Source organism: Bacillus sp. S3 (assembly GCF_005154805.1).
Lineage (GTDB): Bacteria > Bacillota > Bacilli > Bacillales > Cytobacillaceae > Neobacillus.
In genome coordinates this window covers 1243262-1259963 of the sequence record NZ_CP039727.1, presented here as the reverse complement: position 1 = coordinate 1259963, position 16702 = coordinate 1243262, and the positions used below count along the sequence as shown (strand labels likewise).

The following is a 16702-nucleotide window of genomic DNA, read 5'->3' as shown; positions in this document are numbered from 1 at the left end:
GACCTTCCAAATAAATTGGCAGGTCTTACTTAATTAACGAATGCTTAAATGCATAGATTACCGCTTGAGTACGGTCTTGGACGTTGAGCTTGCTTAAGATATTGCTGACATGGGTTTTGACGGTTTTTAAGGCGATAAATAATTCATCAGCAATGTCCTGATTGGTTTTGCCTTCGGCCATTAATAGTAATATTTCCAGTTCACGGCTTGTTAAATCTTCATGGAGCAGATGCGTATTCTTCTGGCGCATTTTCACCATCATTTTTCCGGTTACTTCTGGTTCGAGGACAGATTGTCCATGATATGTAGCCCGGACAGCATTCGCAATTTCCCCAGCTTTCGAGGTTTTCAACATATAACTAGTGGCCCCCGCCTCCAGCGCAGGATATACCTTTTCATCGTCCAAAAAGCTCGTCACGATAATGACCTTTGCCTCAGGCCATTGTTCAATGATTTGTCTTGTCGCTTCAATTCCATCCATTTCTTTCATGACCAAATCCATTAAAATGATATCTGGGCGAAGTTCTAAAGCGAGCTCTACACCCTTTTTTCCATCATCCGCCTCGCCAACCACTTCAATATCCGGCTGCGCCGATAAATAGGAGGAAACCCCGATTCTTACCATTTCATGGTCGTCTACAAACACTACTCTAATCATTGGCACCATCTCCATTAGTCATCACTGGGACCTTCACTTCCAGCCTTGTTCCTTTACCCTTCACACTAATTACTTTTAATGTCCCGCCCACTTCAACAGCGCGCTCGTGCATATTTTGCATCCCATAGGAACCCGCTTTCATTTCGTTTACTTCAAAACCAATTCCATCATCAACTATCCGTAAGATGACAAGATCATCTCGTTTGACCATCAGAACCTCGAACTTACTAGCTTTTGAATGCCTTAAGGTGTTCGAAACAGACTCTTGCAGAATTCGGAAGAGGTGGTCCTCTACCCCTTTATGTAAAGGAAAATCCTCTACCTTCCATTTTATATCCATTGTTACCTTTTGAGATAATTCGATTAGAAGTTCCTCTATTCCTTCTTGCAGTGATTTATTCTTTAAGGCAACTGGACGCAAGTGTAAAAGCAGCGCCCTCATTTCCAGCTGTGATTGGTGAATCATTTCCTCTACCAGCTTCAATTGCTTAGCTTCACGGTCATTTTCTGACTGCCCCTTTGTTTCATTAATGGCTGACATCATCATCGACGCAGCAAATAATTGCTGGCTTACAGAATCATGGAGCTCTCGGGCAAGACGATTTCGTTCCTGCTCAATTATCTCCTGAATTCTTGCCTCTTGGTCTTCAACCTTTTCAGTTGCTAACCGTTGAGAAAGCTTTGCCTGCTCAGACATTTGTTTCCCAATTTTTTCAATTCGCTCAGCAATCATTTGCATTTCCGTTACCGAGGCCTTCTCTTTTACTTCCAATTGTCTTCCTTCATCTAATTGATGCAAAGAATGTTCAATCGAGAGAAATTGTTTTCGCCAAAAAAGGCCCTGCGCCCCGCCTATAAGAATTCCTAGGGCAATACTAAATGCAGGAACAAAAATGACAATCGGAATATCCATGAAATTTTTGCTCCATAATTCCGACCAGTTGTTTAATGGGAACACAAAAATAAAAACAGCTCCGATGATAATTGCGATAAGAAAGGAAAAACCGACACTCCAGACAATTTGACGTCCAGTTGTACTCATATCCGGCTCACCTCTAAATTCCCCACAACAAGCGATGTAAAAATTTTCACCTTTTGCTCGGACTGATCATAGCCAGGCGTTTTTAGCTGGAACATTTGATTGAACAACTTTGATTCATAATTGCCTAAAACGTTAGTCGAACCTATTACAGAAGAATGATGGATACTTACATCAATTTCATATGGAACAAGGATTTGGATATTCCCAATAATATTTCGGATAAAGATGACCGTTTCCCCTTTTGGCAGCATCGTGTAGCTGAGATCAATAATCGTATCGCCAATTCCGGCTTGAATGTTGACATCTTTCCAGTCATAAACACCTTCAGGAGTTTTTTGCTGCCCGATAAAAACATTGCTAAACAACGGCTCCGATTTAATCATGGTTTCTTCTTGCTGCAAAGCCTCTGGTTTAGCTTCTGGTTTGACAACATCTGGGGAAATCTTTTTTGGCTGTTTTTTAGCATTTAAAAATTGAATAAAGAAGTGCAGTAAAATAGCTAATAATAAAAATTTAAACGTCATCATATTGACGATACTCAGAACAAAAAAGATAATACCGCCGATAAATAGAAGTTTCCCTAATCTTTTGCCAGCTCTTTTTCGACCTAGATAAATCATACCGCCAGATATAAAAAGAGAGAATATCAGCCCTCTGTTAAAAAATAAAATCTCTAGAAGCAGAATGACAATACCGATGATCACCAGCCATCCAACATAATCATTTTTTGTATTTTTAAACATTGGCCACCCTCCCTTTTTATTTTTCTATTAGTAAAAAGGCGTACATCTACGCCTTTTTACTGTTTAGCTCCCGTACGCCAACAGGACGCCTCCACTTTTCTATTAGCATACCATATTTGATATTAAATGGACTTGCTTTCTTCCAATTTCATTTCTTTTTCTAATTCGGCAATTCTTGAATCAATGGTATTGCGGTAGAAAGAGCTGTTCACTTGATGCTCTAAACGGTCCAGATAGTTTTCAATATCCTTAAATTTTGAGAAGGATTTATCTGAGTAAGAATTTGAATCAAGCACCTGGTTAATCCGGAGATTTGCCCGAGTTACATTTTCTCGGCCCATCAATTCCATCCGTCTTAGGTTCATGTCTTTTAGTTTGTGCTTCATTTCTTCATACTTTCTTTCTAAATCCCCTAGCTGCTCCTTTGTTTGTTCAAGAGATGCACTTAAACGGCTGGCACGATCCGCATATTGCTGATGCTCTGCTGCAGCAAATTGATAAAGCTCTGTTTCCCCTGCTTTAGAAGCTACATCTGCCTGATACTTTCTTTTTTCGGCTAACTCCATTGCCTGATGGTATTCTCTTGTAAATTCATCCTTCAATGCATATTGTCTTTCCAAAAGCTTTCTTACCTTTTCTGTTTCCAGCTCACATTGGCGAAGATATTGATTAAGCAAGGCAATTGGATTTTTCTTTTCCTTTTGATCAAGAGCCTCGTGTAAATCTGCGGTAATGGTGTTTTTAATTCTTGAAAATAAGTTGGTCATGATAAATCTCTCCCTTTTTTAATATTTGTTTAACTCATTCCATTGTTTTTCAAAATTGACAAATGGATCGGATTCTTCTTTGATTCTTGTATTTTTGTTCTCATTCCACTTTTTATAAACAAGGTAGAGAACATAAGCTGCTGCTACACCAATGATGGCTGGGGCGTTATGGATAGAGGCCATTAGGACAATGAAGCCGATGACCCCAAGACCAATCTTCCCTCCAGTGGATTCCGTTTTAATAAACTGTTTGAAGATGAAGTACAGGAGCACTAGGCTAACAAGTAACCCCACCATTGGACCAATTGTTGAGAGCAAGATGACCGCTGCAATCCCTCCAGCCATCAGTAAACCAAATTTTTTCATTTTGTTTCACTCCTTTCTTTTCTTGATTTCATCTTACCTTTTTCCATCGCTTTTCATAATTGCGCTAGAGCTTGATTTTTATATCGGTCCTAAGACGTAGAAAGGGTCAGCCCTATAAGCACCATGCTTAAAAGACTGACCCGTCGCATTATTTTGATATAAACATCTGGACCCAGTAATGTCGATAGGATCCACCCGCAGCGTAACCGACGCCAATACGGGTGTTGGAGCTTAATATATTCGCTCGATGACCTGAACTATTCATCCAGGACTGCACCACTGCCTGTGGCGTGGTTTGGCCAGCGGCAATATTTTCTGCTGCTGAACGGTAGGAAATACCAAAGTTTTTAATCATATCAAACGGACTGCCATAGGTTGGGCTAGTATGGGAAAAATAATTCTTATCCCTCATGTCCATCGCTTTATAGCGGGCTACCCTCGAAAGCTCCCAATCTGCCACCATTGGCTTCAGTCCATTTTTGGCCCGCTCTTGATTGGTTAACGAAATGACCTGACTTTCAATCGATTTCACACCGCCTAAATCAGGAATGGTTACCTTTTGACCCGGGTAGATCAAGTTCGGATTTTTAAATTGCGGGTTTGCTTGAATAATTTCCGTAATTCCGACTTGATACCTAACGGCAATTTTCCAAAGTGAGTCCCCTGGCTGAACAGTGTAAATTTGTTGGGCAAAAGACACACTCGGGATACAGAAAAGAGATAGTAAGAACAGAAAACTAAACCAAAATGATTTTTTCATTTTTTCGCCTCCTCCGAATATAGAATCTTGATTTCAGGCTCAAAATATACAAAGAAGAAAAAATATTATTCAGCTGTTCATTAGCTAAGGTTTCGGAGGCTCAAAATGTGAGAGATATTTCTTGGATGACCTATATTATGTTAATTTTAGCAAGTTACCGTCTAACCCATTTAATCGTATTTGATAAAATCACTGAATTTATCCGCAGACCTTTTATGAAAAAGGTCCAAGTTGAAACAGATGAGGGTCCTAAAACGAAGGAAGTACCTGCCTCCATGTTTGGTTATCTGTTGAAATGCTATTGGTGTGCCGGTGTGTGGAGTGCCATTTTTGTGGGCGGGGCGTATTTGCTTTTCCCAAGGGTTACATTCGTATTTATATTGATTTTTTCAATTGCCGGCGGCCAATCAATTATTGAAACCTTTGTCGGCGTCAATATTAAGAAAGTAGATTATTATTCGGAATTAAAGAAAAAAGACTAAATGCAATAATAGGCAAAATGAGTCCCCCTGCTGCATATACCTTTAGAAAGCTTAAATAATCGATAAGCTTAAAAAGGGGGATGAATAATGACTCTTTTGTGGACCATTACGCTTGGTTTTCTAATTTGTCTTGGTTGTGCGGCCTGGGTAATTTTTCATTTCTTAAGAGAAACGCTTGATTCAGAGGACGCTGTTCGAATAGATAATATTAATAACGACATTGAATAAGTTTTTACCCGGAACCCTGAATGAGGGTTCTTTTATTTGTAACTGAACCTAATATTTTTCCAACATGACATTTATTTTTCATTTTGGGAAAAATTAAACAAGAGATTATTTTAAAGGCTGGAGGCGTACATATGAATTCATCTGAAAATCAATTCCCTAAAACTTATTGGAGAGAAATTGATTTACCCACATTTGACGCATTAAACGAGGATTTATCAGTAGATGTAGCAATTGTCGGAGCGGGCATCACCGGGATTACTGCTGCCTATTTACTGTCTAAAGAAGGGGTAAAGGTAGCTATTTTAGAAGCCGGCGGTGTCTTAAACGGGACAACCGGGCATACAACTGCGAAATTAACAGCACAGCATGGCATTGTATATGATGAATTTATCAATCATTTTGGAAGGGACAAGGCACGGCTTTATTTTGAATCCCATATGAATTCCATTCAATTTGTCGAAAACACTGTGAAGGAAAAAGGGATTGACTGTGATTTCAGTAAGCAAGATGCCTATGTTTATGCCACGACAGAAGAATATGTCGACAAGATTAAAACTGAGTGGGAAGCGTACAAGAACCTTGAAATTGACGGGGCCATAAAAGATACTATTCCCTTTAATGTCCCAGCAAAAGCTGCCCTCGTCATGCACAATCAAGCACAGTATCACCCGCTAAAATTTTTAAAATCGCTTTTAGAGGACGCCGTAAATGCCGGCTGTTCTGTTTATGAAAATACGGTCGCTTCAGACATTGAGGACGATGATACAGAACCTAAAGTAGTGACAAAGTCTGGTCATAGGGTTACGTGCAAGCATGTGATTATTGCCTCCCATTTTCCTTTTTATGATAAACCTGGTCTTTATTTTGCCAGAATGTATGCTGACAGATCGTATGCAATCGGGATAAAAACCGATAAGGAATATCCTGGCGGCATGTATATAAGCGGCGACAGCCCAAGCCGTTCGATTCGTTATACCCCTTATAATGGGGAAAAGCTGCTAATTATCGGCGGCGAAAACCATAAACCGGGACAGGGTATCGACACGGTCAAACATTATGAGGCACTTCAGGAGTTTGCAAAGGATGTTTTTGGTTTATCTGAATATCATTACCGCTGGTCTGCTCAAGATAATGTCACATTAGACAAAGTCCCTTATATCGGCAAGTACACCGAAGGCCGTGAAAATGTTTTAATTGCTACTGGCTATAAAAAATGGGGAATGACAACCGGCATTCTTGCTGGACACTTGTTAACCGATTATGTAATGAATCGTGAAAACCCTTATATGGAGCTTTATTCGCCATCACGATTCCAGGCTGACCCCGCATTAAAGAGTGTCGTAACAACCAATGCAGATGTTGCCAAACATCTCATCAAGGGCAAGCTTGAATATACAGATAAGACACCTGAAGATTTACAAGACGGTGAAGGCTCTGTTGTCATGTACAATGGAAAACGTGCGGGCGCCTATAAGGACAAGGACGGCAAGCTTTATATTGTTGACACCACCTGTACTCATTTAGGCTGTGAATGCGAGTGGAACCGTGCTGAAAAATCATGGGATTGCCCATGTCATGGTTCGCGATATTCCTATTCTGGCGATGTAATTGAAGGACCGACAAAAAAAGCATTGGAGTTACTGAAGGAAGAACAGCTATAAGAAAAGCGCAAGCACCCTGGACAATTCTCGAAGTCGAAATTTCTTATCTTTTAAAAAAACAACTAACGCCTCCTATACTTAGTAGGAGGCGTTTACTTGTTTATTTGCTATTCGGACGATTTCGTTTTAAAGGCTCACCAGGTGTGAATTCAACAAGTTCAGAGCTTTCCTTCATTGGCTTTTTTGCATTGTTGTTGCGCTGGGCATTGGCATTGCCTAGTTTTGTTCTTCCCACACATACCATCTCCTTTTTGAGAAATCATAGATAGTATGGATGAATTCAAAAAAACTTATTCCAGAATGGGTGTCCTGCGATGACCTGTCATTTGCTCAAAGGCATATGCTAATTGAATTAAAAGCGGCTCACTATAGGCGGTGCCGGCAAAGGTAATTCCTACCGGCTCCCCAAGAGAAGTGTACCCGGCTGGAACAGCAATTGTTGGGTAACCGGCTTTGGCACTTATATGCGAGCCTTCATCGTTAGGAAAAACAATCGCGTCCAACCCGTATTTTTCCAAAACAAAGTCTATACCTTGCTCTGTCGAATGGTAAAGGTCGAATTCTAATGCCGCGAAATAGGCAGCTTCCGTTAAGGCACCACTTGTCTTTTCGGATTCGAGCAGAACGGCCTGGCCGTATTTAAGCATTTTGTCTTTATCGTTTTTATTGAACTCGATTAGATCCGCTAATGTCCTAACCGGTACAGATGGATGGAGACCATTTAAATACGCATTTAAGTCTGGTTTAAATTCGTACGTTAATACATCATATTTCCACTCGGCTTTAGCTGATGGGATTTCAATGTGCTCAATGACTTCGGCTCCGGACGTTTTCAGTACTTCTAGGGCTGCCGTTACAACCACTTGCTTTTCTTTACTGAGCAGCTCTATAAATCCTTCGGAAGCAATTCCGATTCTTTTTCCCTTAAGTCCTTCCTTTAAAATAAATGCCGTAAAGTCGAAATCGCCGCTAAACGGATTTGTCATGGTAATCGGATCCTGTTCATCTTTCCCACAGAGGGCATTTAACAGTATGGCTGCATCCTCCACTGTTCTTGCCATTGGTCCAGCTGTATCCTGCGTATGGGCAATTGGGATAATCCCTCTGCGACTAATAAGACCTACTGTTGGTTTTATTCCTACTAATGAATTCTGGCAAGCTGGATTTAGTATGGAGCCAGACGTTTCCGTTCCGACTGCAGCCGCGGCAAAGTTAGCAGCTATTGCCGCTCCAGAACCTGAGCTGGAACCGCCAACATCAAATTTCCCTTGCCCGTAGGGATTCAGAACTTGGCCTCCCCTTGAGCTATAGCCGCTTTTCATCCCAATTGTCATGAAATTTGCCCACTCAGTCATATTCGTTTTTCCAAGAATAATCGCACCTGCTTTTCGTAATTGTTCTGCGACAAATGAATCATGTAGGGCAATTGAATCTTTTAACGCAAGTGATCCGGCACTCGTATGCATTTTATCGTGGGTATCGATATTATCTTTTAGTAAAATCGGGATGCCGTGTAATGCACTGCGCGGCCCTGTTTCTTTTCGTTCCGCGTCAAGCACTTCTGCAATCTGCAGCGCATCCGGGTTCACTTCAAGGATTGAATGCAGCTTTTGATCAAAATGTGAAATTCTATGTAAATACATTAAAACCAGTTCTTTAGATGAGAGCTCGCCGCTCTCCAATTTTTGTTGAATTTCACGTATTGTTACCTCTTCAAGCCATTCGTTGGTATATCTTTTTAGTTTAGGATTTTCCATCCATCTCCCTCCGTTTCTCCATTACAAATTCTAGAAAGAATCTGGAAACCCTTTTAGCCGCGACAAAAAAGCAGCGGGATGCAGTACACCCCCGCCGCTTTTATCTTCTCTGTTTTTGATTTCTTGCTTCTTCAGCAACAATTTGTCCCTGGTAAAACACTCTTTTATCAAGCGGAATGGTTAACTCACGACAATAGCGCTTAAGTTCTCGTTCTTCACGTTCGGTCACAAGCGAGATAATCGTACCGTTTGCCCCCATTCGTCCAGTTCTCCCTGCTCTATGGACATATTGTGTAATGTCCTTTGGAGAATCAATCTGAACAACATGGGTAACCCCTTGGATATCCAGTCCACGGGCTGCAATATCTGTAGCAATGAGCATTTTCATTTTTCCATCACGGAACGACTTTAATGCGGCCTGACGTTCCAGCTTTTTCATGTCACTATGGAGGACCCCGATAGATAATTCTTTAAAAAGCAATTTTTCTTTAAACACTTGAATTTCGCCAATATCGTTAATAAAGGCGAGAGATTTGCTATTGGCTAAACGGGCAATTTTTTCAAGCAGTTTAATTTTATCTCTCGGCTCACATGAAAAATAAATGTGCTCTACTTCCCCTGACGAAGCCAGTTCATCTTTTTCAATACGAAGAACTTCAGGTTCGTTGGTCATTTCCTTTGCCAGCTTTTCTGTTACTGGTTTCATCGTTGCAGAAAATAAGACAACTTGGCGATCGCTCATTGTCGACTTTACAATGGTTTGTACCGTGTGTAAATGTTCGGGAATGAGAAGCTGATCTCCCTCATCAAGAACAACCATTTTTACCTCGTGCATTTTAACTTTTTTCTGCTTGATTAGCTCCAACAATCTGCCAGGTGTGGCAAAAATGACATGCGGGCGCTTTTTTAATTTTTCGAGCTGCCGTTTTAAGTTTGCTCCGCCAATAATCGAGGTGCCCCTAATCCCGCTGCCTTCCGACCATTTTTGAAATTCCTGATAGACCTGCATGACTAGCTCCTGCGAAGAGGCAAGCACTATTGCCTGTAAAGACGGCACATTTGCATCTATTCTGTTTAATAATGGAAGTAAATAAGCAAGTGTCTTACCGGTTCCTGTTGGTGACTCGGCAATGACATCTTTACTTTCTAGAATCAGTGGAATTGCTGTATCTTGGATGGAAGTAGGCGTTTGGAAACCTGATTTTTCCCATGCCTCCTGCAAAAATGGTTTTAATGTAGTTAACATCTTTTACTCCTTATTTATCACTTTTTCTTATTATTTGTTTTTCAATATGGTATTGATACTATCGTAATAACGATTGGGTGTCTAGATGGATTCACGCTGAAGTATGAAAGTAGAGGGCAATCCATACAATATGATACACAAGAACAGAGAGGTAGAGGACACATGTTGAGATGATTAGGCGTTTAATCCACCCTTTAAAAGGCCGGAGATAAAATAAACCAAGCAGCAGAAGGGGTAAGAAAATTTTAATAAAATAAAAAAAGGACCAACTGTGTTCAATGACAAGCTTCATCATCGGGTTCCCTTCTTCAACAAATCCAGAAGCAATTCCAAAATGAGTCAGGACAGCATCGAGTATACCGGCAACTAGCAGGAATAAACAGAGTCTCATGGCTCCCTCCCTTAAAAGAGTGTCTATCTATTACAAGTGTTTCTATAAATTTATCTGTTCATACTTTCTTTATAGAGAACAACGAAAGTATATTTTTGGCCGCTTTTTCAAGCAGCCTTTGAATATTAATTAACATACCTGCCACTATCAGGCCGGCCGATTTCAGCGAAATGCTCCACTAAATAGGTTAGATTTTCGATTAATTCTTCACCGCTCATAGGAAGTCCATGTCCGGTTACCGCTACTTGCGGCTTTAATCCCGCTAACTTTTTCACCGATTCATAGGCAGCATCCCAATCAGTGGTGTAATACTTCGGCGGGCCGCTGATTTCCTGTGTTTGAGTTATCACCTTATATAGCGACTCCTGCTTAACGGTCACAAAGGCATCCCCGGCAATTAACGCACCGTCCTGTTCTCGGAATAAGGAGATATGACCTGGGGTATGGCCTGGGGTGTATATCCATTTCCAGTCCGGCATTGCCGGAACCGTCCCATCCTCCGGGAGCTTTTGTACATGGGCACTAATATCTATCCCATGGTTTGGAAATATCGGAGACATCTTAGCAACAAGTCCGCTGTCCACATCTGGATCCCCTGGTGGATAATCTTTCTTACCGGTTAAATAGGGCAGTTCCAGTTCATGGGCATACACGGGTACATCCCAATCCTCCAATAGCATGGCAATTGACCCTGCATGATCGAAGTGACCGTGGGTTAACACAATCGCTTTCGGGCGTGCTGCCTCGCCAAAACGCTCTTGAATCATTTCTTTTATTTCTCCCGCTGACTTAGGCATCCCGGTGTCTATCAGGACAAATTCATTTGTCACATTCGGATTTCCTATAACGACAAGATTGACAATTTGGTCCGTATAACAATAAACATCCGGCAAAACCGCAATACCAATCCCATTGCCAATTGAGGTCATCGGGAGAAAAGATTCCTCATATTTACTATCCTGCTTGTTTTCCAAAGAAATCCCCCCTTTTTGCTTAGTGTTTTACTGGGAGGAAAAAATTATTACTGCATAAACAATTATACAACATAACAGTTATTTCGTTCCTTATAAAGAACAAAAAATCTGCTGCTCTTTTATATGAGCAGCAGACTGTTGTTAATCAAATGTTCGTAATGTCCATTTATTTAGGCTTCGGTTAATGTCCTCCGTTTGAATGATCTGTTCATCAAAGTTAATTTGAATTTTCCCAGTTCCGGTTACAATCCTTACCTTTTCGATACCGTGGGTCCTTTGAATTTGCTTTTTTATCTTGCGGATGCAGCCAGTGCAGGCTACATTATTCAATGCCAATACCATCATGCGCATTCAAACTGCCTCCTTTACTAGATAAAAATGATTTACCGCTAAAGAATTGACCAAACTTTATACATTGTTCTCTTTCCGCAGCAGAGGGAGAAAGGTCGATTTTTAATCCTTCATGTATAACATTTGCACCTAGTTCTGCGAGCTTTTCCGCTAAAATATCCACCGCCCCCCCTCGATGCTCATATGAAGAGTCACAGGAGCCAAAGGCAGCCGCCCTTTTCCCTGTTAAATTTAAACGGTCCATTTCATCATAGAAATCGAGAAACTCATCTGGCAGGTCTCCATCCCCCCAGGTATAGGCGCCCAGCAATATTGCATCATAATTTTCTAGGTCTGCTGCGTCCACTTCTAATATATCTTTGATCATGACGGTAGTGCCGGTACTTTGAATACCTTCCGAAATGAGAGTAGCTAATTCCTCTGTATTTCCTGTCATACTTGCATAAACGATCAAACAAGATGGATTCATGGTGAAATCACCTCATGTTTTTCTTTTATTGTAATGAAAATCATTCTCATCAACCTTGACCTGCATCAAGAAATGCAAGGAATTGATGAAAATCACTACGTTCATTCTCAGAAGCCGCTAATATTAAGAAAAAGAGAATATTGGAAAGGAGTTGTGGAAAAATGGGCTGTGAACATTGTTGCTCGCATGAATCCTCATGCATCACATCTGTTCCCGTTTTTAAAGGGATGGATAAGGAAGACCTGCAATTATTACAAAAAGTCACAAGAAGCCGTCGTTTTTCAAAAGGGGAATTTATATTTCGTGAAGGTGAGTGTTCCGAAACATTATTTGTTGTAAAGGAAGGTTTGATGAAATTAACGAAAACATCAGCCGAAGGGAAAGAACAAATTGTCCGTTTGCTGTTTCCGGGGGATTTCTTTGGATTATTTTCCTTACTTCGAAATGAAAAACATTATGTAAATGCTGAAGCCATTGGAAGCCCTACAGTTATTTGTTATATCGAGAAAGAGGATTTTCTGAAGACGATGGAGAAGAATGCGGATTTATCCTACCGATTTTTACTGGCAGTTAATGACCGTCTCTATGAAGCCGATGAATCAGTTGGATTTTTAAGTTTAATGGAGGTCGAACAACGGCTGGCAAGGGCACTTATTCTTTTTCATGATAAAATGAAGGCTCGTACCGGGGCTTTTACTCTGCCAATCACAAAGAAGGATTTGGCCAGTTTTATCGGAACAACTCCAGAATCGGTAAGCAGGAAGCTGTTAGCGTTTATGTCACAAAAGCTAATTGCTATGGATGGACGTAGACAAATACAGATTCTAGAGCTGGACCGGCTAAAAGAGATGGCTGAAATGGATTAAAACTGTTCCAATTTTACAGCCATAAGCCGAAAATGCATCGGTTCGATTTCATTGACTATTACGTTCATGCCAAATGATTGCAAATTAGCAATTAATGGCTCACCTCGATGTGGCAAATGAATTTCGAAAATTGTACCCACTGGTGCTGCTTTAATAAAGTTTAATATTTCTCTGCGTGGGTGCTCTCCCTTTGCAACCCGTTCCCGGATATCCATCACAGCTTTTTTATCGATAATTTCAAACATCAGTTCCGCACTCCTTCGTTATGGTTTGCTTTAAGTTTAGCATCCTATTCCTCAGGTGAAATTGATTTATATCAATGACGAAGTTTAGGAATAAACAACAAAAAAGCGGCTCGAATCTCTGGGAATACTGGATTTGTACGGAAATGAGGCTTAACTATAATTTTGAAAGGTTTGTGAACATTTTAGGCAAATCAAACCACCCTTGTATCAATGGTGATAAAATGAACAACAGCAAGATAACAATATAACGGAGTTGAAAATAATGTTTAATAAGATTTCTATTGTCGCTTCGCTGTTGTTTTTTCTATATGGAACAAATGTATTTGCCACTACACAGCCAGAAAAATCTATTCAAAAAAACGAGACCGTGCAAGCGGAAACGTTCCATGATACGAAAAAGACCAAGATAACTGACCCTTCATTCAAGGACTACGTTGTCCCAGTATCCGTCGGCCTATTATTCGTCGCCGGCTGTGGCAGCTACTGGCTCATATACAGACGCAAACATGGCGCCTGACACCCTTTTCACTACGGTAATAGTAGAATATGGTGTCAGGCACCTTTTTTCATCTTACCACTGTCTTAAGATGGCTCGGACGGGGCTGCCGTCTCCTTCGACGAGGGGCAGGGGGAGGGCGATTAGTTCGTAGTCGCCGGGTTTGATGTTGTCTAGTGTGAGTGACTCTAGTATGTGTATTCCGTTTTTATTCAAGCTGTGATGGGCCGGCAGCTCTTTGCTGTCGATTGGGTCCACGGAAGGGACATCCAATCCCACCAGTTTAACTCCCTTACTAGCTAAAAACGGAGCAAGGTCCGGTTCAATATGTGGGATTTTCTCGGGAAACTTGCTTGGATTTACCCATGCCAACGTCCGAAATAACACTCTTTTACAGCCAGCCAAGTCAATATCGTTCAAATCAGCGGGACCAATACTTTCTTTTCCAATCATATCTATTACTCTAGCAGGGCCAATATAAAGGCTTAAATCCAGTTCAATGATTCGTTTGCCGTCTTGATCGAAATGAAAAGGGGCGTCCACATGTGTTCCCGTGTGCGTACTTAATGTTAGACTGCCGACATTTACAGATTCACTTTCCTCCATTGGCCACGATATCTCGTACTGAAAAGCAGTATCTCCCGGCCAGACCGGCATGCCGTTTTCCATCCTCCTTGAAACATCAAAAATCCTCATCCTGATCCACTCCAATCCTCTAATTGCTATTCCCTCATTATTTCATATTGCCCAGTCCCTTTCTATTATTTCGGGAAATTTTGAAAGAAAAAATGGCACAGCCCAGACTCCTGCCATGTCAGTGAAAAGATTGCCAAAATTCACCACTTCGATCAATGATTTCTTTTAGTTCATCAAAAGAGATTGTAAAGGTTGGGAATCCTGCCGCAAAAGCGGCAATTTCATAGGGATTAAAATAAATATTAAGGCCGCTCTCACTAATAAAAAACAATTGATCTGCCTTAATTCCGTGGTACTCATCAGGAAAAAGATAAGAAAATTCGTCATTACTTTTCATTTGATCCCGTATACTATCACTTATCACCTTTACGTAGGGGCTTCCGGGTTTAAACAGATCCTTTAGCTGATACATTGATCCATTCAAAAGATTAATATGAGCATATTTTTTAACAGGCATCCCATGGGCCGCACAAAATGTGTAGTCGTAGCCTGTAATTTCAATCACGAGCAAGTTTTTCTTGTATAAAGTAATGTCATAATCCCCGGTATAATTCGACACCAACTTCTGATGAGCTGGTACAGGTTTAACACCCGCCATTACCTTTAATGCCTGATTCACATTTTCTGACTTTGTCATGCCCTGAATCTGTGGATAATAGACGACATATTCTCTATTCGGCCTGTATTTATACTCGACCACAGAAAAGTGATCATTTAATCGGATAGTGGTCTCTTGCTTCCAGACCAAATCACCATTTCGATTAAAATACTGTAGGCGCTGATCAACATCACACTTGATTAGCGTTTTCTCAAAGCTCAGCCAACCGCTTCCGCTGACCATCGGAAGATGTTCCATCCGCTTCCCATTCTTATCAATAAAAAAGGTATACTGATCATCAGAGACTGACGCCAGCCCATCTTGAAAATGGTTCATTTCATAAAAAATAAATCCCGTTAGAATATGACCCTCGGAATCAGCTAAAGCATAAATGGACCTTATACATGGCAGCTCGGGGGCCAAATCTTTTCCAATCGCAAACCGATTATCACCAAGATTTTGAATACTGGTATATTTGGGTTTTATGATAAAATTCCCTTTTCTATCAATTAAGCCATAATGGACGATATTTTTATCTGCCACACTAACAATAGCCCTGTCGTCTATAAATGACTCTGCACTTGAGAACCGGGGTTCAATAACGGTTTTGCCATGTTCATCAATATATCCAAGTTTCCCATCATCCTTCTTTTTATATACAAGCAGGTCTTGACCATACTGATCGACAAAAGCAAAAGGATACGATTGTAATACCTTTCCAGTAAGATCAATGAGTTCATAGGGTCCATTCTTTGTTTTTACAATGGCTTTCCCTTCCGTAAATTCGCTGGCAGATTGATAGATAATCGGAATGACCACTTTCCCTCTCTTATTCAAATATCCATGCAGGTACTGTCCATCGTCTGCTGTTTCTTCTACTATCAAACGCCCTTCCTTATACTCCGGAAAAATGACAGTATAGGCTTTTTCAGTAATTTCCTTACCGCTTTCATCAATGACCTTGAACCCATGCTGGTCATTGACGACTGCCCGGCCTTCTGAAAACGGTTCAATTGTGTCATATTTCGGTTTCACAATAAAATAACCCGTGTCATCAATGATGCCCGCTTTATCCATCAGTCTTACAATAGCCAGGCCATTGTCCTGAAAATCTCCGGCTATGGAATAAATTGGCGGCAGAACAAACTTCCCTTTCTCATTCATATATCCCCACTTGATACCGCCAATTTCTTTTAATGGAGCGGGGAAAAGATAAACCGCTCTTGCTTCGAACGCATCTAAAATCCAATAGATCCAATCACTATCACGTTCCGCCATTAAAACTCACCCATTTTACTTTTCTATATGTATATGAAAAAGTCTGGGCTGGGTGAATTTCCATTTCAGGTAAATAAAAAGAGACAAAGCAGGTGATACCCCCGCTTTGTCTCTTTGCCTGATTTGTATTCTATTTGCAGTGCTTAAAATGGTTCCTTAATATTGTATTTCCGAAGAATGGTTTCTATTTTCATTCCTTTGCTAATATCACCTTTGGCCTTTACCTTCCCTGTTAATAATGCAACGGCACCACTTTGTTTTCCTAAGACGAATTTTTTGAAATTATCATAGGATAAGGCCATCGTTACATCAGGGGTAGTTTCCACGCCCTCCTTAATTGTCAGTTTACCCTCCTGAAAATAATGCTGGTAGGTCCCTGTCTCTTCACCGTGAACATCATACTGAACAATTCCGTTAAAGCCCTTAATTGGTGCCGGATTTTCATTAAAGATTTCTTCAATTCTTTCCATTAGTTCAGGTAATGAATACTCATTAATCACTTTTGCCAAGGTTAATCCCTCCCTAGAAAGTAGTAAACAATTATAATTCTATGATACTAATACATACCAGTATTATCCAATGAATTATCTTTGAACTTTTGGCTATTTTCGAAATAAATTTATAAGTT

22 protein-coding genes are annotated in these 16702 nt (G+C 40.6%); 5 read left to right on the top strand and 17 right to left on the bottom strand.

The features are described from left to right. Positions 1-25 precede the first annotated feature (25 nt). From FAY30_RS05955 to safA, 6 genes are all read right to left on the bottom strand, one after another. Positions 26-658, bottom strand: coding sequence for a response regulator transcription factor (locus FAY30_RS05955; RefSeq protein ID WP_149869020.1), 633 nt, complete (start codon positions 656-658; stop codon positions 26-28). Beyond that, positions 651-1700, bottom strand: a complete 1050-nt coding sequence (locus FAY30_RS05950) for a sensor histidine kinase (RefSeq protein ID WP_149869019.1) — start codon at positions 1698-1700, stop codon at positions 651-653. The genes FAY30_RS05955 and FAY30_RS05950 overlap by 8 nt, the downstream gene beginning before the upstream one ends. After that, a complete protein-coding gene (gene liaF, locus FAY30_RS05945; RefSeq protein WP_149869018.1) occupies positions 1697-2443 on the bottom strand; it encodes a cell wall-active antibiotics response protein LiaF in 747 nt (248 codons plus the stop codon). The genes FAY30_RS05950 and liaF overlap by 4 nt, the downstream gene beginning before the upstream one ends. Positions 2444-2565: 122 nt before the next feature. Further along, entirely contained in the window at positions 2566-3210 is a 645-nt protein-coding gene (locus FAY30_RS05940) for a PspA/IM30 family protein (RefSeq protein WP_149869017.1), read from the bottom strand. Positions 3211-3228: 18 nt separating this feature from the next. Next, the gene (locus FAY30_RS05935; protein WP_149869016.1) at positions 3229-3576 is read right to left on the bottom strand and encodes a lmo0954 family membrane protein; all 348 of its coding nucleotides are present in this window, start codon (positions 3574-3576) and stop codon (positions 3229-3231) included. 148 nt (positions 3577-3724) lie between these two features. Further along, a complete protein-coding gene (gene safA / locus FAY30_RS05930) occupies positions 3725-4336 on the bottom strand; it encodes a SafA/ExsA family spore coat assembly protein (RefSeq protein ID WP_149869015.1) in 612 nt (203 codons plus the stop codon). A gap of 107 nt (positions 4337-4443) precedes the next feature. Here safA and FAY30_RS05925 point away from each other — a divergent pair, with 107 nt between their 5' ends. The 3 genes from FAY30_RS05925 (at position 4444) to FAY30_RS05920 (ending at position 6707) form a co-directional block, all read left to right on the top strand. Continuing rightward, positions 4444-4818, top strand: a complete 375-nt coding sequence (locus FAY30_RS05925) for a DUF1360 domain-containing protein (protein WP_149869014.1) — start codon at positions 4444-4446, stop codon at positions 4816-4818. Positions 4819-4905: 87 nt separating this feature from the next. Beyond that, positions 4906-5046: a hypothetical protein gene (locus FAY30_RS27100; protein ID WP_190284833.1), complete on the top strand. Its 141-nt coding sequence runs from the start codon at positions 4906-4908 to the stop codon at positions 5044-5046. 131 nt (positions 5047-5177) lie between these two features. Next, entirely contained in the window at positions 5178-6707 is a 1530-nt protein-coding gene (locus tag FAY30_RS05920; protein ID WP_149869013.1) for an FAD-dependent oxidoreductase, read from the top strand. Positions 6708-6807: 100 nt separating this feature from the next. On the opposite strand, the gene FAY30_RS27775 is transcribed toward FAY30_RS05920, so the two are convergent. The 7 genes from FAY30_RS27775 to FAY30_RS05890 all read right to left on the bottom strand — a co-directional run bounded on the left by FAY30_RS27775 (position 6808) and on the right by FAY30_RS05890 (position 11895). Next, positions 6808-6942 carry a hypothetical protein gene (locus tag FAY30_RS27775; RefSeq protein ID WP_263315294.1) on the bottom strand — a complete coding sequence of 45 codons (135 nt, stop codon included), beginning with the start codon at positions 6940-6942 and terminating at the stop codon, positions 6808-6810. 55 nt (positions 6943-6997) lie between these two features. After that, positions 6998-8464 carry an amidase family protein gene (locus FAY30_RS05915; RefSeq protein WP_149869012.1) on the bottom strand — a complete coding sequence of 489 codons (1467 nt, stop codon included), beginning with the start codon at positions 8462-8464 and terminating at the stop codon, positions 6998-7000. 100 nt (positions 8465-8564) lie between these two features. After that, complete coding sequence (locus FAY30_RS05910; protein ID WP_149869011.1) at positions 8565-9710, bottom strand: DEAD/DEAH box helicase; 1146 nt, start codon at positions 9708-9710, stop codon at positions 8565-8567. A gap of 91 nt (positions 9711-9801) precedes the next feature. Next, entirely contained in the window at positions 9802-10101 is a 300-nt protein-coding gene (locus FAY30_RS05905; protein WP_149869010.1) for a DUF5658 family protein, read from the bottom strand. A 125-nt stretch (positions 10102-10226) separates the two neighbouring features. Further along, entirely contained in the window at positions 10227-11075 is an 849-nt protein-coding gene (locus FAY30_RS05900) for an MBL fold metallo-hydrolase (RefSeq protein ID WP_149869009.1), read from the bottom strand. A gap of 141 nt (positions 11076-11216) precedes the next feature. After that, entirely contained in the window at positions 11217-11426 is a 210-nt protein-coding gene (locus FAY30_RS05895; protein ID WP_149869008.1) for a heavy-metal-associated domain-containing protein, read from the bottom strand. Then, positions 11398-11895, bottom strand: a complete 498-nt coding sequence (locus FAY30_RS05890) for a flavodoxin (RefSeq protein WP_149869007.1) — start codon at positions 11893-11895, stop codon at positions 11398-11400. Before FAY30_RS05890 ends, FAY30_RS05895 begins: the two co-directional genes overlap by 29 nt. 161 nt (positions 11896-12056) lie before the next feature. Here FAY30_RS05890 and FAY30_RS05885 point away from each other — a divergent pair, with 161 nt between their 5' ends. Then, complete coding sequence (locus FAY30_RS05885; RefSeq protein WP_149869006.1) at positions 12057-12761, top strand: Crp/Fnr family transcriptional regulator; 705 nt, start codon at positions 12057-12059, stop codon at positions 12759-12761. Here FAY30_RS05885 and FAY30_RS05880 read toward each other — a convergent pair. Next, positions 12758-13006 (bottom strand): amino acid decarboxylase, encoded by a 249-nt coding sequence (locus FAY30_RS05880; RefSeq protein WP_149869005.1) that lies wholly within the window; start codon positions 13004-13006, stop codon positions 12758-12760. The genes FAY30_RS05885 and FAY30_RS05880 overlap by 4 nt on opposite strands. A 262-nt stretch (positions 13007-13268) precedes the next feature. On the opposite strand from FAY30_RS05880, the gene FAY30_RS05875 reads away from it, so the two are divergent. Next, on the top strand, positions 13269-13523 hold the full coding sequence (locus FAY30_RS05875) for a hypothetical protein (RefSeq protein WP_149869004.1): 255 nt from the start codon (positions 13269-13271) through the stop codon (positions 13521-13523). Positions 13524-13577: 54 nt separating this feature from the next. On the opposite strand, the gene kynB is transcribed toward FAY30_RS05875, so the two are convergent. The 3 genes from kynB to FAY30_RS05860 form a co-directional block, all read right to left on the bottom strand. Further along, complete coding sequence (gene kynB, locus FAY30_RS05870) at positions 13578-14198, bottom strand: arylformamidase (protein ID WP_149869003.1); 621 nt, start codon at positions 14196-14198, stop codon at positions 13578-13580. A 118-nt stretch (positions 14199-14316) separates the two neighbouring features. Beyond that, positions 14317-16074, bottom strand: a complete 1758-nt coding sequence (locus FAY30_RS05865; protein ID WP_149869002.1) for a WG repeat-containing protein — start codon at positions 16072-16074, stop codon at positions 14317-14319. A gap of 143 nt (positions 16075-16217) precedes the next feature. Beyond that, positions 16218-16574 (bottom strand): SCP2 sterol-binding domain-containing protein, encoded by a 357-nt coding sequence (locus FAY30_RS05860; protein ID WP_223820982.1) that lies wholly within the window; start codon positions 16572-16574, stop codon positions 16218-16220. Positions 16575-16702 lie beyond the last annotated feature (128 nt).

Excerpts from the sequence above, each read along its gene's own strand:
- FAY30_RS05955 (WP_149869020.1), bottom strand. The coding sequence starts at position 658 with ATGATTAGAGTAGTGTTTGTAGACGACCATGAAATGGTAAGAATCGGG.
- FAY30_RS05950 (WP_149869019.1), bottom strand. The coding sequence starts at position 1,700 with ATGAGTACAACTGGACGTCAAATTGTCTGGAGTGTCGGTTTTTCCTTT.
- liaF (WP_149869018.1), bottom strand. The coding sequence starts at position 2,443 with ATGTTTAAAAATACAAAAAATGATTATGTTGGATGGCTGGTGATCATC.
- FAY30_RS05940 (WP_149869017.1), bottom strand. The coding sequence starts at position 3,210 with ATGACCAACTTATTTTCAAGAATTAAAAACACCATTACCGCAGATTTA.
- FAY30_RS05935 (WP_149869016.1), bottom strand. The coding sequence starts at position 3,576 with ATGAAAAAATTTGGTTTACTGATGGCTGGAGGGATTGCAGCGGTCATC.
- safA (WP_149869015.1), bottom strand. The coding sequence starts at position 4,336 with ATGAAAAAATCATTTTGGTTTAGTTTTCTGTTCTTACTATCTCTTTTC.
- FAY30_RS27100 (WP_190284833.1), top strand. The coding sequence starts at position 4,906 with ATGACTCTTTTGTGGACCATTACGCTTGGTTTTCTAATTTGTCTTGGT.
- FAY30_RS05920 (WP_149869013.1), top strand. The coding sequence starts at position 5,178 with ATGAATTCATCTGAAAATCAATTCCCTAAAACTTATTGGAGAGAAATT.
- FAY30_RS05915 (WP_149869012.1), bottom strand. The coding sequence starts at position 8,464 with ATGGAAAATCCTAAACTAAAAAGATATACCAACGAATGGCTTGAAGAG.
- FAY30_RS05910 (WP_149869011.1), bottom strand. The coding sequence starts at position 9,710 with ATGTTAACTACATTAAAACCATTTTTGCAGGAGGCATGGGAAAAATCA.
- FAY30_RS05905 (WP_149869010.1), bottom strand. The coding sequence starts at position 10,101 with ATGAGACTCTGTTTATTCCTGCTAGTTGCCGGTATACTCGATGCTGTC.
- FAY30_RS05895 (WP_149869008.1), bottom strand. The coding sequence starts at position 11,426 with ATGCGCATGATGGTATTGGCATTGAATAATGTAGCCTGCACTGGCTGC.
- FAY30_RS05890 (WP_149869007.1), bottom strand. The coding sequence starts at position 11,895 with ATGAATCCATCTTGTTTGATCGTTTATGCAAGTATGACAGGAAATACA.
- FAY30_RS05885 (WP_149869006.1), top strand. The coding sequence starts at position 12,057 with ATGGGCTGTGAACATTGTTGCTCGCATGAATCCTCATGCATCACATCT.
- FAY30_RS05880 (WP_149869005.1), bottom strand. The coding sequence starts at position 13,006 with ATGTTTGAAATTATCGATAAAAAAGCTGTGATGGATATCCGGGAACGG.
- FAY30_RS05875 (WP_149869004.1), top strand. The coding sequence starts at position 13,269 with ATGTTTAATAAGATTTCTATTGTCGCTTCGCTGTTGTTTTTTCTATAT.
- kynB (WP_149869003.1), bottom strand. The coding sequence starts at position 14,198 with ATGAGGATTTTTGATGTTTCAAGGAGGATGGAAAACGGCATGCCGGTC.
- FAY30_RS05865 (WP_149869002.1), bottom strand. The coding sequence starts at position 16,074 with ATGGCGGAACGTGATAGTGATTGGATCTATTGGATTTTAGATGCGTTC.